This is a genomic window from Methanofollis aquaemaris (assembly GCF_017357525.1).
Lineage (GTDB): Archaea > Halobacteriota > Methanomicrobia > Methanomicrobiales > Methanofollaceae > Methanofollis > Methanofollis aquaemaris.
In genome coordinates this window covers 979,639-993,431 of the sequence record NZ_CP036172.1, presented here as the reverse complement: position 1 = coordinate 993,431, position 13,793 = coordinate 979,639, and the positions used below count along the sequence as shown (strand labels likewise).

General features: G+C 60.2%; 14 protein-coding genes and 1 pseudogene. 6 read left to right on the top strand and 9 right to left on the bottom strand.

Going from position 1 to position 13,793, the window contains the following annotated elements:
• Positions 1-129 precede the first annotated feature (129 nt).
• Both RJ40_RS04895 and RJ40_RS04890 read right to left on the bottom strand, forming a co-directional pair.
• On the bottom strand, positions 130-630 hold the full coding sequence (locus RJ40_RS04895) for a DUF6141 family protein (protein ID WP_265582235.1): 501 nt from the start codon (positions 628-630) through the stop codon (positions 130-132).
• The gene (locus RJ40_RS04890; RefSeq protein ID WP_265582234.1) at positions 623-820 is read right to left on the bottom strand and encodes a VOC family protein; all 198 of its coding nucleotides are present in this window, start codon (positions 818-820) and stop codon (positions 623-625) included. Before RJ40_RS04890 ends, RJ40_RS04895 begins: the two co-directional genes overlap by 8 nt.
• Before the next feature lie 667 nt (positions 821-1,487).
• Between RJ40_RS04890 and RJ40_RS04885 the strand changes: the two genes are divergently transcribed.
• From RJ40_RS04885 to RJ40_RS04875, 3 genes are read left to right on the top strand one after another with little or no spacing between them, the layout of a single operon-like run.
• Positions 1,488-2,597 (top strand): COG1361 S-layer family protein, encoded by a 1,110-nt coding sequence (locus tag RJ40_RS04885; RefSeq protein ID WP_265582233.1) that lies wholly within the window; start codon positions 1,488-1,490, stop codon positions 2,595-2,597.
• A 5-nt stretch (positions 2,598-2,602) separates the two neighbouring features.
• Positions 2,603-3,799, top strand: coding sequence for an ABC transporter permease (locus RJ40_RS04880; protein ID WP_265582232.1), 1,197 nt, complete (start codon positions 2,603-2,605; stop codon positions 3,797-3,799).
• 3 nt (positions 3,800-3,802) lie between these two features.
• A complete protein-coding gene (locus RJ40_RS04875; RefSeq protein WP_265582231.1) occupies positions 3,803-4,510 on the top strand; it encodes an ABC transporter ATP-binding protein in 708 nt (235 codons plus the stop codon).
• Between the two features lie 166 nt (positions 4,511-4,676).
• On the opposite strand, the gene RJ40_RS04870 is transcribed toward RJ40_RS04875, so the two are convergent.
• On the bottom strand, positions 4,677-5,048 hold the full coding sequence (locus RJ40_RS04870; protein WP_265582230.1) for a protease inhibitor I42 family protein: 372 nt from the start codon (positions 5,046-5,048) through the stop codon (positions 4,677-4,679).
• 173 nt (positions 5,049-5,221) lie between these two features.
• Between RJ40_RS04870 and RJ40_RS04865 the strand changes: the two genes are divergently transcribed.
• From RJ40_RS04865 to RJ40_RS04855, 3 genes and pseudogenes are all read left to right on the top strand, one after another.
• Positions 5,222-6,400, top strand: coding sequence for an aminotransferase-like domain-containing protein (locus RJ40_RS04865; protein WP_265582610.1), 1,179 nt, complete (start codon positions 5,222-5,224; stop codon positions 6,398-6,400).
• Positions 6,401-6,675: 275 nt separating this feature from the next.
• Complete coding sequence (locus RJ40_RS04860; protein ID WP_265582229.1) at positions 6,676-7,491, top strand: nucleotide-binding protein; 816 nt, start codon at positions 6,676-6,678, stop codon at positions 7,489-7,491.
• Positions 7,492-7,555: 64 nt separating this feature from the next.
• Positions 7,556-7,846 (top strand): annotated as a pseudogene (locus tag RJ40_RS04855) (DUF475 domain-containing protein); the annotation flags it as partial.
• A gap of 127 nt (positions 7,847-7,973) precedes the next feature.
• Here the strand turns inward: RJ40_RS04855 and RJ40_RS04850 are convergent.
• The 6 genes from RJ40_RS04850 to RJ40_RS04825 are packed head-to-tail and all read right to left on the bottom strand — an operon-like array spanning position 7,974 to position 13,785.
• On the bottom strand, positions 7,974-8,459 hold the full coding sequence (locus RJ40_RS04850; protein WP_265582609.1) for a VOC family protein: 486 nt from the start codon (positions 8,457-8,459) through the stop codon (positions 7,974-7,976).
• Between the two features lie 40 nt (positions 8,460-8,499).
• Positions 8,500-9,150 carry a flavodoxin family protein gene (locus tag RJ40_RS04845; protein WP_265582228.1) on the bottom strand — a complete coding sequence of 217 codons (651 nt, stop codon included), beginning with the start codon at positions 9,148-9,150 and terminating at the stop codon, positions 8,500-8,502.
• A gap of 59 nt (positions 9,151-9,209) precedes the next feature.
• Positions 9,210-9,662 (bottom strand): NusA-like transcription termination signal-binding factor, encoded by a 453-nt coding sequence (locus tag RJ40_RS04840; RefSeq protein ID WP_265582227.1) that lies wholly within the window; start codon positions 9,660-9,662, stop codon positions 9,210-9,212.
• Entirely contained in the window at positions 9,663-9,953 is a 291-nt protein-coding gene (locus tag RJ40_RS04835; protein WP_265582226.1) for a 50S ribosomal protein L30e, read from the bottom strand.
• Between the two features lie 2 nt (positions 9,954-9,955).
• The gene (gene rpoA2, locus RJ40_RS04830; protein WP_394357410.1) at positions 9,956-11,113 is read right to left on the bottom strand and encodes a DNA-directed RNA polymerase subunit A''; all 1,158 of its coding nucleotides are present in this window, start codon (positions 11,111-11,113) and stop codon (positions 9,956-9,958) included.
• A gap of 14 nt (positions 11,114-11,127) precedes the next feature.
• Positions 11,128-13,785: a DNA-directed RNA polymerase subunit A' gene (locus RJ40_RS04825; protein WP_265582224.1), complete on the bottom strand. Its 2,658-nt coding sequence runs from the start codon at positions 13,783-13,785 to the stop codon at positions 11,128-11,130.
• Positions 13,786-13,793: the final 8 nt, after the last annotated feature.

Genomic DNA, 13,793 nt, shown 5'->3' with positions numbered 1-13,793 from the left:
AGTGAGGGTCTGTTGTACAAAGCCTTATGGGGAAAGTTCTCTGCTCCGCCCCTCCTCACCTGCCCTCATCATAGGAGAGTGGAGTGCGTAGAATTCGCAACCCCCGCCAGGCCCTTCATGTAGAGTCTCTCATCTCATTTCGGCGTTCACTGCGGCAACGAGCGCCTCAGGATCCCGGCTCCCAAGGAGGACCATCTGCCCGTCTCTCAGGTACACCCGCACCCCCCGGTCCCCGCCGGTGGAGTAGGCCCTCCGGTTCCGGCCGCCCCACCTGATTCCCCACCCTCCGAACTCGACGAAGGGACGGTAGGTGCAGGCCTCCAGGCGACTGATCTCCTCCCAGGGGATAGCCCTGAACCCGAGGTGGAGAGGGAAGAAACGGTAATAGATCCCGTCGTCCCGCACCTCGACGGTGAGATGTGTGACGACGAAGAAAAGGGGGAAGAGTATACCGAAAATAAGGGCGATGATCACTACCCCCCCATCAGACGCCGGATTATTCCCAAAAGGAATGCCCAGCACAAGTTGTTGCACCGCGCTCCACCAGGCCAATCCTGCGATGAAGAGCAGGAACGCCCAGAGCCAGGGAGAGGTGAAGTGCTGCACCTCCCTGCACCTCACCTCAGTCACAGCACGCCCCTCGGAGGAACGCCTCGACCACCGGGAGGGGGAGCATGGTCCGCTCTGTGATCTCGTCGGCAGAGAGCCCTTCGTCGGCTAGGCGGAGGGCCACCTCCTGCCCGAGGACATCGATATAGAATTCCTTCGCACGCTCCATATCTCTCACAAAGAGGACCGGACTCCAGAACGCGATCCCCATGATCTTCCCTCTTCATTTGTCAGGATAACATATATCAATTGGCTCTGGGGGTGACAGGTGGTTCATGCTCGTGCCCGAAAAGTGAGGGGTTATCATGAAAATGATCCCGAATATCGGCTCTATAGGGGGGAATGAGGATTTGACCACGCCGCTCCCCCGCATGACCTTGATACGCAGAAGACAGAACCACTTTCAGAACGATCAGTCCTCTGCCTTCCGACCCTATCTTCATCCCGGGGGTACGGGGGCAGAGCCCCCGGCGCAAGCGTGCGGGAAGGCACGTCGATCAGAATTTGAACAATTTTCATCGCGTATGCTTGAGCCAGGGGTTCATGCTCGATTCTACAGAACCAGGAGATCCCCCATGCACCAGGCGCACCCCGGGGGCATACGACGAGGTCATCCCAGCACTCCCTGGCCTTATCCCCCTGTCAGGACCTGGAAGACCTGCCCTGAACAACAGGTATGCCCTGGGCTGGCATGAGCGGTTCAGCACACCACACAAAACCATAATAAGTCATCCTCCTGATCCCGGTGTGGAGGGAGTCACACGAACCACCACATACCACCGCTTATCCTGCTTGTTGTTCTCTGCCTGGTTTCCCAGGCGGCCGCCGACGAACCGACGGTGATCGTCTCGAATGCCACGCTCACCCCCCGGGTGTTGATGCCCGGAGACGAGGGGACGATCACCGTCACCCTCACCAACACCGCAAAAGAGGCGGTCAGGACCAGTTCGGACACCTCGGTCGGGCCGGGAACCGGGACGCAGACCGAGACGACGAGCACGGCCATCAACGCCTACGTCGAGAGTGTCACCCTCAAGGGCGAGGGGCTCCAGGTGCTGAACGGAGCCTATGGCCGGGTCGGCGAGGTCGGTCCCGGCCAGTCGGTCACCCTCACCTTCCTGGTCAGGGCGCCGGTCGAGGAGGGGATCTATTTTCCCGAGGTCTGGGTGCGGGTTCAGGGGGCGCGGAGCGTGAAGTTCCCGGTTCCTGTCAATGTGAACTCGGCCTATGCCGTCATCAAGAGACCGGCGATCACGGTGGCAAGGACGTTTCCCGATGAGGTAGTCCCCGGAGAGTCCTTCTCCCTCGCCCTTGATCTCATGAATGTCGGCGGGGCCGGGGCCCGCGACCTCTCAGTTCAGGTCTCGCCCAACGACTCCCTCGTCTCCCTCACCCCTGAACACTACTACTTCGAGTCGCTCGAACCGGGCGAGAAGGTCGGGCTCAACCTAACCTTCATGACCGATCGGAAGACCCCGACCGGCGTCCAGCAGGTTCCGCTCGCCCTCACCTACCGCGCCCCCGACACCACCGAGACGAACATGACTGAGACTGTCGGGGTGCAGGTGAAGGGCCGGGCCGAGATGGGGATCGCCTCCCTCTCCACCGACCCGCCGCGCCTTGCCGCCGGTGACCCCTTCACTCTCATCATCAGGATCGAGAACACCGGCACCGACGACGCCAACTCGGTGCGGGCGACGGTCGACCTTCCGTTCGAGGGGAACAAAGAGGCCTTTGTCGGGACGATCGAGCCCGACAACGACGCACCTGCGGTCTTCATCCTCAGGGCGGGGGAGGCCGGCGACCGGCCCTACCGACTGACCGTCACCTACCGTGACGACCGGGGAGAGCATGTCGCCGAAGAGGACCTTCGTCTCACCGTCGAGACCAGGGACCGGTCCGGACTTCTCATCGCCGTCGTCGTCCTCGTCGTCGTGGCGGTCGGGATCATCATCTGGATGAGACGGAGGAAGAACGAGGAGGAGTGAAGGAGATGAGTCTTTCAGTCTCGCTCTTCCTGGCGGCGCGGGCGGTGCAGCGCGGGAACCGGTGGACCTTTCTCCTGACCGTGGCGATCATCGCCCTGGTCTTTGTCAACCTGGTCTTCCTCCCCTCCATCATCCTCGGGGTCATCGAGATCTTCGACCGCCAGTCGGTCGACTACACCTACGGCGACCTGGTCATCGAGCCGCGAGAGAACAATCTCTACATCGACGATGTCACCTGTCTCACGCACCGGGTCGATCGGGTGCCTGGCGTCGCCGGCACCTCGCCGCGGATCCAGGTCGGGGCGACCATCGCGTACAGGGGCACCTCGCTTGCCACCTCGGTCGTCGGGTTTAAGCCGAGCGATGAACAGGAGGTGACGCAGATCGCCTCCAGGGTCGTGGACGGCGAGTTTCTCTCCGATGGGGACAGGGGGCAGGTCCTCCTCGGCACCCTCCTCGCGGGCAATGAGGACGAGACCAAAGACAAGATCGACTCGCTGGGCGGGGTGCAGGTAGGCGACACGGTCACGGTCACCTTCGGGAACGGGGTGACCCGGGATCTCCGGGTGAAGGGGATCATCGAGACCCAGGCCGTCGGGGTGGACGCCCAGGCCTATGTCACGATGCAGGAGATCGAGGAGGTCTACGGCCTCTCGGACCAGGCTTCCCAGGTGCTGGTCAGGCTGGTCGAGCCCGGCACCGAGGCCGAGATGAAGGTCACGCTCCTGAGTTACGGCGTCCAGGAGGAGGTCAAGACCTTCAGGGAGAAGGCCCAGGGGTTTGTGAAGGACGCCATCGGGAGTTTCGACATCATCAACGCCATCTCGACCCTGGTCTCCCTGATCATCGCCATCGTCGTCATCTTCATCATCATCTTCATCAACACCGTCAACAAGCGCAAACAGATCGGGATACTCAAGGCGATCGGGATCGAGCGGCAGGTGATCATCAACTCGTACGTTGCCCAGGTCGCCTTCATCGCTCTTCTGGGTACGGCGGCGGGCCTTGCCCTCACCGCCGCACTCTTCCTGTACCTCACCGCCAACCCCCTGGTCTTTCCGGGCGGCGAGGTGCGACCGGTGGTCGGCGCCGGGGTCATCGCCCGGAGTATCCTTGGACTCTTTGCTGTCTCGCTCGTCGCCGGGTATGTCCCGGCATGGTTGACCACTAGGGAGGAGATATTGGATGCGATCAGGGGGTAGGGGATGATCGTCGTCGCCGACCTTGCCAGGACCTATCTGATGGGGAAGGTCGCGGTCCATGCGTTGCGCGGCGTCAGTTTCACCATAGGGAGCGGCGAGTTTGTCGGGATCATGGGGCCGTCGGGCTCTGGCAAGTCGACCCTCCTCCATGCCCTCGGTCTCCTCGACCGCCCGACCGCCGGCACGATCGAGATCGACGGGACCGACGTCCTCGCCCTCTCTGAACGGCAGAAGACGAGGTTCCGGCTGCACCGTCTGGGCTATGTCTTTCAGGACTATGCCCTCATGCCCGAACTGACCGTCGAAGAAAATGTCTTTCTTCCCGCTCTCGTCGGCGGAATGCAAAAGGAGGAGGCGATCAGGATAAGCGGGGAGATCCTGGCCGAAGTAGGGCTGCTGGAGCGGCGGGCCCACCTGCAGGGGGAACTCTCCGGCGGCGAGCAGCAGCGGGTGGCCATCGCCCGCGCCCTGATGAACAATCCATCCATCCTCTTTGCCGACGAACCGTGTGCAAACCTCGACACCACCACCTCGAAGACGATCCTCGATCTCTTCGAGCGGCTCAACGAGGAACGCGGCCAGACGATCGTGATGGTCACCCACGAGGACTGGCACATCGACTATTTCTGCCGGGTGATCTATCTGAGGGACGGGCTGATCGAGCGGACCGAGGAGTGCGAGAAGGGGAGAAGGCGGAGGAATTCGTTGTGAAGGAGTGGGGGGGAGGGGGATCTCATCTTCGCCGGGGGCTCTGCCCCCTTGACCCTCGCAATGGCGATAGGTGGGGGACGGCCGAGTGGAAGGACTGGTGAGTGCGATCATCTTCCCTTTCGGCCGAGACCTGATCCGTTCCGATCCTTTGATCACAGATTCTGCTTCAAACCGCCCGGATCGTAAGGATAAACCGTTTTTCTGCCATACTTTCGGGATCCCATGTCCCCGTCAGGGAGGCCCTGAAGGTGAAGGTGCCGGTGGAGAGAGTTTCGACCGTCCACTCCTGCCTCCCCGGTGCGGTCTGCTCGTCGGTGATGACGAGGCCGTCGCTGAGGTCGGTCCGCCACTGACTCCCGGTGATGGTATCGTATGGGAGCGTGATGACCACCTGCCCACCTGAGGCGATCGTGACCGTGCTCCCATTCTCTTCCTCGCCGACCCTGATCAGGTCCGGGGCCCCCATGCACCCGGCGGCACCGAGGGCAAGAGCGAGGGCAAGGGTCAGGAGCGTGATGGCTGTGACTGGATACTTCATCGACCGGCATCGGCCTTTGGAAGGGATAAACATTGCGACATCTCCTGCGACAGGATATGTTTTTGGTCTCTCTCCTCGAATCTCTGAGATACGTGCTGCTACAGTGCCCGGCCCGGAGGAGGTAGAGAGGGTCGATGTGCTCGGGAGCGTATGGAAGGGAGGTAAGGATCATGATGAGTTATCGTTTTGCAGACCGGATGTACAAAGCACCTGAATCATTTATCGAAGAACTCTTCCGGGTCTCGGGAGAGCCTGGCGTCATCTCCTTTGCCGGCGGCCTCCCCGACGGGTCGCTCATCGACGTGGAAGGGATCGCCCGCGCCACTCGCGAGGTGATGGACGAAGAAGGGGCGTGCGCCCTCCAGTATTCGACGACCGACGGCTACCTGCCGCTGCGTGAGTTCATTGCCGAACGATACCGGAAACGTCTTGGCATCCCGGCCACTGCCCCGGAGATCCAGATCGTCAACGGTTCCCAGCAGTGCCTCGACCTGGTGGCCAAGATCTTCCTCGATCCCGGCGACGTCGTGGGGGTGGAGCAGCCCGGGTACCTCGGGGCCATTGAGGCCTTCTCGATGTACGAGCCTGAGTTCTGTGCCGTCCCTCTTGAAGAGGACGGTCCTGACCTGGAGGCCTTCGAGACGATGGTCGCCGAGAAGGCCCCCAAGTTCTTCTACGGGATCCCGAACTCCCAGAACCCCTCGGGTCTCACTTACTCGCAGGGGAAACGGCAGGCCGTCGCCTCGATCCTCGAGGATTCGGGGACAGTCTTTTACGAGGATGACGCCTTCGGGGAACTCTTCTTCGACGGCCAACCCCGTCTTCCCGTGAAGAAATATCTCCCAGACGGTGCGCTCATCTCAGGTTCCTTCTCGAAGATCGTTGCGCCCGGTATGCGGATCGGATGGATATACGCCCCGGCCTCCATCCTGAAACAGTTCAATGTCGCTAAACAGGCGGCAGACCTCCACTCCAATTTCTTCTGCCAGATGATCCTCCACCGTTATCTCACCCGGACCGACCTCGACGCCCATGTCAGGAAAGTCTCTGCAATCTATGGCGAGCGCTGCCGGTTGATGTGCGACCTCCTCGATGACCGCTTCCCTGCCGGCGTCACCCACACCACCCCGCAGGGAGGTATGTTCATGCTGGTCACGCTGCCCGAGGGGGTTTCTTCGCTGGACATCTTCTCCGCCGGTGTGAAGGAGGGCGTCGCCGTCCTGCCTGGTGTCCCCTTCTACGCAAACGGCGGTGGAGAGAACACCATCCGTCTCAACTTCTCCAATGCTAATGAGGCGAGCATCAACGAAGGGATGGAAAGACTTGCTCGCGTTATAAGGGCCTTTGTATAGCCCTGAGGCATTTTTCCCCATTATCTCCCGACATCGGATCCTCGCCCCAAGAGTTATTGCTGATGAGCGGCATGGAATGCCCGGAGTTACGGAGGGGGAATGGACAATGGGGATAAAAATGGAGAATTTGATCGCCGGCTGATCCCGGTTTCACGAGATGAAGGGCTGTGTCTCTCCCTGGTGGAGGCAATGCCTCCCCGGTCTGAAGAGAGGAGGGTCCACGTCTGTCGAGATGGATATGAAGAGACAGAAGAGTGGAACCGGGGGTCGAGATCATGATCGAGAAGGATGGGGTCCAGCGGGCGTTCGATGTCATGAGGGGCGGGGTCAGGGAAGAGGAGAGGGGGCTCAGGCTCCTTGTCACCGGCAGGGTGGGCACGGGCAGGACTGCCCTTGTCGCCCTCCTCGCACATCTCTTTGTCATGCAGGGCATGGAGGTGCTCGCCGTGGACGCCGATCCGGAGCGGCGTCTTGCCGCTTCCCTGGGGTGCCTCCCTGGGATCGAGTTTGTCCCGCCGTCATGGCATGAGGGTGGAGTGGAGGAGGATACGGGCGGCACCGGCATGCTCCTGCACCTCCGCCCCAGGGTGTCGGACGCTCTGGAGCGCTGTGGAATGCGGCTCGGTGAGCGTCTCACGCTGTTTGTAGCCGATGGGGTCGGAGAGTTCGGGAACACCGGCCTTGGAGGGACGATCAGCGAGTTCGTCCGCCGGACAGAGGGGGTGGTCCTCCTCGACACCCTCGCCGGGGTGGAGCACCTCGGCCGGGCGGTGGCGGAAGGGTTTTCCCGGGCGCTCGTGGTGGCCGACCCTTCGCAGAGCGCTCTTTCCGTCGCTCTCCGTGCGGCCGACTTCGCCCGCACCCTCGGGATCGGTGATATTCACCTGGTGGTGAACCGGGTATGCGGTGAGACCGACCTGGAGGAGGTGGGGCGCTCCGTCGGTCCCTGCCACCTCTTTTCCACGATCACCTACCTCCCATATGATGAAGCGGTGTGCCGGACCGGTCCCGCCGTCACCCCTCTTCTTGGGGAGGAGACGGCCTTCATGGCCGGCGTGCGGGGGATATGTCGGGTTCTGACGATCCGATGACCTGGCGCACTTCCCCGTTTCGCTTGGATTTATTTCTCAGAGATCCCTCCTCCTCTGACCATCCATGCTCGACCTCCTCGGGATCCTCCTCACGGTTGCGGGCCTCTGTCTCTTCGAGATCATCTCATCCATCGACAACGCGATCATCAACGCCGAGGTGCTTGGCACGATGGGGGCGCGGGCCAGACGCTGGTTCCTTCTCTGGGGCCCGCTCCTTGCGGTCTTCGTGGTGCGGGGCGTCCCGCCCTGGCTCATCGTCTGGGCGACGACCCCGGCACTCGGCCCGGTCAGGGCGCTTACCACCACCTTCTCCGACGACCCCGCGGTGACCGGGGCGATCGAGGAGTCGGCGCCGGCCAGTTCCCAAAGGGAACACCCAGCATAAGTTGCTGCACCGCACCCCACCAGGTCAACCCTGCAATGAAGAGCAGGAGTGCCCAGAGCGGGGGGAGGTGAAGTGTTGCACTTCCCTGAACCCGGCCTCAGTCACAACACTCGCCGCGCAAGAACGCCGCGACCACCGGTCCGGGGAGAGTGGTCCGCTCTACGATCTCCGCCTCTGAAAGCCCTTCGTCGGCGAGGCGGAGAACCGTTGTGTCCATCGGTTCGGCCACTTCGATCATGTGGCCGTCCGGATCATAGAACCGCATCACCATCTGTGCCCAGGGTTGCTCGGTGAGGGGATGGAGGAACCTGATCCCCGCTGCCTCGACGCGGCGAGCTGCCTCCTTGATCTCTCGTGTCTCAAAGTACACCTCCATCCTCGGCGCCCCCTCGTCTGCCGGCATCTTCCCTTCAAAGAGGAGGTCGTTCACGTACCCTCGCTCCCAGAGGGCAAGTCCCCCGACAAACCCGACATTCACCCCCAGGTCCAGGCTCACCTCCTGTTCCAGGATGTCGATATAAAATTCCTTTGCACGCTCCATATCTTTGACAAAGAGAACCGGACCCCTGAATGCGATCTCCATGTCACTCACTCTCTACCGGTCGATATAAAACGATCCATTCTCACCGGCTGACCGCCCTCGCCTCCTCGTCGAGTGCTTTCAGGTTCGTCGGGATCGGGTGCTCCTTCAGGAGCCCGGCCATGAACGCAAGGTTGTGGACCATGTAGCGCACCGTCCGGTTGGTATACAGGTGGCGGTCGCCCCCGGCCTCGATATAACTGGGCCCGGGTCCGGCATCTCCCACCCAGTAACAGTCGGCGTTCGGCGGGATTGTGCATCCCAGATGGGTGAGGTTGAAGAGCGTGTGGGCCGCCACCGTGTGGGCCCCGTCCTCGTTGCCGGTGACGATCACCCCGGCCACCTTCCCGTACAGGGGATACCGCCCGCTCTGGGGATTACCTTCGGCATAGGTGCCATCGAGACGTTCAAGAACCTGCTGTGCCACTGAAGACCTCACCCCAAACCAGATCGGCGACCCGATCACCAGGATATCGCAGTCTTTGATCTTGTGCAGGATCACGGGCCACTCGTCCCCCTGCCCCTCGTTTGATGACGTCCCGAACCTGACGACATAGTCGGTGACCCGCACCACCTCGCTCTCCACTCCCAGGTCATGGAAGAGCCCCATCGCCTTCCGGATCAGTGCCTCGGTGTTTGAGACTTCGGGAGAGTACTTCAGAGTGCAGTTGAGAAAGAGCGCTTTCAGTACCATAACGGAGCAGGTGCTGCCCCACTATATAGACGATCTGGTCGTCAGAAAAAAAAAGAGGTTTAGAAGCCTTCGTCGTCCTGCACGAGTTGCACATCTCCGATGCTGTGCTGCCGTGCTGCGAGCTTCTTTGCCTTGAAAATGTTCTTGCCTTCCTTTCCGATGGCAAGACCGCGTTCTTCGGCCTTTACGTCCACATACGCAACCGTCCCGGCCTCTTCATCCTCCTCGAAGGCGACAGAGGTCACCTGGGCCGGCAGGAAACAGTTCTTGATGAACTGTTCAGGTTCGTTTGAGTACTCGACGACCTCGATCCTCTTGCCGAAGACTTCGGAAGCCTTCTTGATTGTCGAACCGCCCTTCCCGATTGCAAGCCCCATATCGCCAGGATTGATGACAAAGATGATTCGGTCGTTCCGCTCGTCGACGATGCAGTCGCGGCTCCCAGCGCCGGTCATGTTCTCGAACTGGGAGATCAACCGCATACAGTCTTCGGTAATTTTAATTTCTGCCATTTAGGCCCTCTTGATGCTGAGGATGTCGGACTCGCCTGCGTCTACGATGGCGAGTGCGCTAACAACAAAAGGCTTTCCGCATGCCTTCCCGAGCTGGACACCTGAATCATTGTAGACATATGTCTCGACGTCCTCGCGGACCAGGATGGCCTCCTTGAACTCTGCAGGGCAGTTCTTTGCGACGACTACGAGTTTGGCCTTCCCTGCCTTGACACACTCTTCGGTCGAGTTCTGCCCAAGGAAGACCTCTCCGGTTTTGATAGCTCTTCTTAAAGACTCGTTAAAGTCCATTTTTAATTCTCCTGGTGTAAGGGTTTTGCAATCAACTTGACGTCCCCGGTTCCGAGTTGAATCGGCTGGCCGACGATGACATTCTCGGTCACGCCATTGAGAATATCGGTCTCATGGGCGACCGCAGCATCGAGGAGGTGGTTGACCGTCACCTCGAAGGCTGCACGCGAAAGGACGCTCTCCTTCTCGCCTGCGATTCCGTGCCTCCCGATCTGTTTGACCTCACCGTCCATGCACATCATATCTGCAATGAGCATGATGTGACGCACATCGACTGAGATACCCTGTTCACCCAGGGTGTTTTTCATCTCGTCGATGATCGCGTTCCGTGCCGCTTCGATCCCGAGAATCTGAGATATCTCGTTGATATTGTTTGTGCGGGTACGGGTGGTGTCGACACCTTCGACCTCGAACACGTCTTTTAGGTTGGAGCCTTCAGTATAAAGTATATACTCTCCCTTCTCTTTCCGAACAACGACTCGTTCGATGTCGTCGATCCCCTGCACGATCACACCTCTGACATGCTCGGCAAGTTGGAAGAGGTTCTGGTAACTCTCGTTTTTGGGATAGAAGGTGATCCTGGCCTCGGCGACGTCGGAATCAGACTCGAAGTCCCGGTAGTGGCGACGGTCCTTGATCTTCTGTGGGGCCCGCTCCATGATCTCCTCCACCGAAATCTTGCGCTTGTCGCAGACCGCCGGGTTCAGCCGCATTTCCACTTTTATGTTTGCCATATCGGTGACGATGTCGCCGAACTCGTGGAGCGGCGCCGCCTCGATCTGCCATGAGACCTCACGGGCCTTGTCACGGTCGGAGGCATACTCGGGCTCGAGATAAATGGTCATCGTCGGGGTGGAGGGTTCCTTCCTGGCGTCCATGATCTCGATAAGACGCGGGAGACCGAGGGTAACGTTGATCTCGGCCACACCTGCGTAGTGGAAGGTACGCATGGTCATCTGCGTGCCCGGTTCGCCCAGAGACTGGGCTGCGATGACTCCACAGGCCTCGCAGGGTTCGATCCTGGTCCGGGTGTACTCCTTGGTGATCCCTTTCATGATCGTCTCGAACTGCTCGGGGGTGATCTCCCGGTCTTCGAGGTACTTGATCATGTCGTTTTTTGTACTGTCAGGGAAATCTGTCGCTTCGATGACGGTACGCATTGCTTCGTCCATCTTCAGACCTCCTCTTTGAGTACGTTCTCAATGACGCCTTTCACATCCACCGGTTCCCCATAGTTGCTCTTTGTCGGGTCGGTCCCGTCCTCGCCGAACTTGAACTGGAGGATCCGGCCGCCGGTGGTCCGCACCGAACGGTCGTATTCGACCTTGAGGTCCTGGAGAGCGTTGATCATCCGCCGCTGCAGGTACCCGCTCTGCGACGTCCTGACCGCAGTATCGACCAGACCTTCACGCCCACCGATGGCGTGGAAGAAGAACTCGGTCGGGTTGAGCCCGGTCTTGTATGAGGACCTGACAAACCCGTGAGCCCCCGCGCCCCGGTCGCCGCGCTTGAAGTGCGGCAGGGTCCGTTGGTCGTAACCACGCACGATACGCTCACCACGAACAGACTGCTGTCCGACACAACCGGCCATCTGGGTCAGGTTCAGGATCGAACCACGAGCACCGGAGACCGCCATCACAACAGCACTGTTTGAGAGACCCAGGTGCTGGGATGCGATCTCACCGGTGCGGTCACGAGCCTTGCCGAGCACCTGCATGATCTGCATTTCAAGGGTCTCCTCCTCGGTCCGGCCTGGCATCGGTTCGAGCTGTCCTTCCTCATAGATCTGGATCCGCCGGCGGACGTCGTCCTCGGCCTTGTCGAGCATCTCACGGATGAGACCATACTCGGTCTTGGAGAGATCTTCGTCGTCGATACCGAAGGAGAATCCATCGTGCATGATCCCGCGGATGGAGAGCCTGGTCACGTCGTCGATGAACTGTGCTCCCCGCTTCTGGGAATACTGACGGATGATACGGTTTACGATCTCACCGTCGAAGGCGCCGATCGCCTTTTTGTCGATGGTGCCGGTGATCAGTTCACCGTCTCTGATCTTGACGTAGGTGTCCCGCTCGCATGCCTCCCGCTTGCAGACATCACAGTGTTCGCAGGAAGAGGCCCGGAAGATCATGTTGATCTTGTCCGGGATGATCATCGAGAAGACCTGCTTGTTCGTCCAGTAGGGCTTCCCGTCCACGACCTTATCGGGCTCGGGGAGGTGATCGAACTCGACGTTCCGCAGCATATAGAGGGTCTCGCTCTTATCGAACCAGCGCTTTTCGTGGGTTAAGATAAAGATCCCTGAGATGTGGTCGTGGATACCGCCAATGATCGGCCCGCCGAAACGCGGCGAGAGGATGTTCTCCTGAACATTGACCAGGATCTCGGCTTCGGCCCGCGCCTCCTCGGTCTGCGGGACATGGAGGTTCATTTCGTCCCCGTCGAAGTCGGCGTTGTATGGGGGACAGACTGCCGGGTTCAACCTGAAGGTCTTGCCGTCCATGACCTTGATGTGATGGGCCATGATCGACATCCGGTGCAGGGAGGGCTGACGGTTGAAGAGGACGAGGTCGCCGTCCTGCATCTGTCGCTCGACGGTCCACCCTGGTTCGAGTTGCTCGGCAACATCCTCCTTGTTCTCGTCGGAAAGGCGGATACGCCGCTGGTCTGGCCTGATGGCATAATTGGCGCCCGGTGGGTCGGTGAGGTTTATGCGTTCAGGGCCGTTTCTGACATATGACCTGGCCACCTCGATATTCTGTGCGTTTACCGGGACCGGGATCGTCATCTCGTTGGCGATCGCCATGGGCACCCCGACCTCGTTCACGTGAAGATATGGGCTGGGGGAGATGACTGTACGGGCTGAGAAGTTTACACGCTTCCCTGAGAGCGAACCCCTGAAACGGCCATCTTTCCCCTTCAAACGCTGTGAGAGGGTCTTGAGGGGTCGGCCAGAACGGTGACGTGCCGGTGGGCACCCGGCCACCTCGTTGTCCATGTAGGTGGTCACATGGTACTGAAGGAGTTCCCAGAGATCCTCGATGATCAACTGCGGGGCACCGGCGTCCTGGTTCTCCTTGAAACGCTGGTTGATCCTGATGATGTCGACGAGTTTGTGGGTCAGGTCGTCCTCAGAACGCTGTCCGTTCTCCAGGATGATCGACGGACGCATCGTTACCGGCGGGACCGGGAGCACGGTCAGGATTGTCCACTCTGGCCGCGCCACCGTCGGGTCGATCCCGAGGAGGCGGAGGTCGTCGTCCGGGATCCGTTCGAGTCTGGCACGGATATCTGCCGGTGTCAGTTTGTGCTCTTCTTTCTTCTCCTTCCCGGCGTCGTCGGTGGTGACGACGACCTCTGAGAAGGTCGTCGGTTTCTCGAAGTTGACCTTCAATTGCTGCTCGTCGCAGTATGGGCAGACCCGCTCTTTCTTGATATCTTTCTCGGTGACCAGTTCGCCGATGACATCGTCTTTCTCGTCCCCGACGATCTTGGTGATCTCCTCAGGGGAGAGAAGGATCCTGCCGCAGCTGCGGCAGGTGACTCGCAGGAGTTTCCTGATCAACCGGGTGTATCCGACATGGATCACTGGCTTTGCGAGTTCGATATGGCCGAAGTGGCCCGGACAATCGCTTGCTTTCTGGCCACAGGTCTTGCATCGCATCCCCGGGTCGATGACCCCGAGGTTGAGGTCCATCAATCCCTGTGAATAGGGATAACCGTCGTCGTCATAGGTGTCGGCCCAGATGATCTTTCTGACCGATACCTGGCGGATCTCCTTCGGCGAGAGAAGGCCGAACTCGATCTTTCCAACTCTCTTCGGGCTTGTCATCTCCTCAT

Bases quoted from the DNA above. Each gene is read 5' to 3' on its own strand.
- RJ40_RS04825 (WP_265582224.1), bottom strand. From the start codon at position 13,785: ATGACAAGCCCGAAGAGAGTTGGAAAGATCGAGTTCGGCCTTCTCTCG.
- RJ40_RS04875 (WP_265582231.1), top strand. From the start codon at position 3,803: ATGATCGTCGTCGCCGACCTTGCCAGGACCTATCTGATGGGGAAGGTC.
- RJ40_RS04840 (WP_265582227.1), bottom strand. From the start codon at position 9,662: ATGGCAGAAATTAAAATTACCGAAGACTGTATGCGGTTGATCTCCCAG.
- RJ40_RS04880 (WP_265582232.1), top strand. From the start codon at position 2,603: ATGAGTCTTTCAGTCTCGCTCTTCCTGGCGGCGCGGGCGGTGCAGCGC.
- RJ40_RS04885 (WP_265582233.1), top strand. From the start codon at position 1,488: ATGCCCGGAGACGAGGGGACGATCACCGTCACCCTCACCAACACCGCA.
- RJ40_RS04890 (WP_265582234.1), bottom strand. From the start codon at position 820: ATGGGGATCGCGTTCTGGAGTCCGGTCCTCTTTGTGAGAGATATGGAG.
- RJ40_RS04835 (WP_265582226.1), bottom strand. From the start codon at position 9,953: ATGGACTTTAACGAGTCTTTAAGAAGAGCTATCAAAACCGGAGAGGTC.
- RJ40_RS04870 (WP_265582230.1), bottom strand. From the start codon at position 5,048: ATGAAGTATCCAGTCACAGCCATCACGCTCCTGACCCTTGCCCTCGCT.
- rpoA2 (WP_394357410.1), bottom strand. From the start codon at position 11,113: ATGCGTACCGTCATCGAAGCGACAGATTTCCCTGACAGTACAAAAAAC.
- RJ40_RS04850 (WP_265582609.1), bottom strand. From the start codon at position 8,459: ATGGAGATCGCATTCAGGGGTCCGGTTCTCTTTGTCAAAGATATGGAG.
- RJ40_RS04860 (WP_265582229.1), top strand. From the start codon at position 6,676: ATGATCGAGAAGGATGGGGTCCAGCGGGCGTTCGATGTCATGAGGGGC.
- RJ40_RS04865 (WP_265582610.1), top strand. From the start codon at position 5,222: ATGAGTTATCGTTTTGCAGACCGGATGTACAAAGCACCTGAATCATTT.
- RJ40_RS04845 (WP_265582228.1), bottom strand. From the start codon at position 9,150: ATGGTACTGAAAGCGCTCTTTCTCAACTGCACTCTGAAGTACTCTCCC.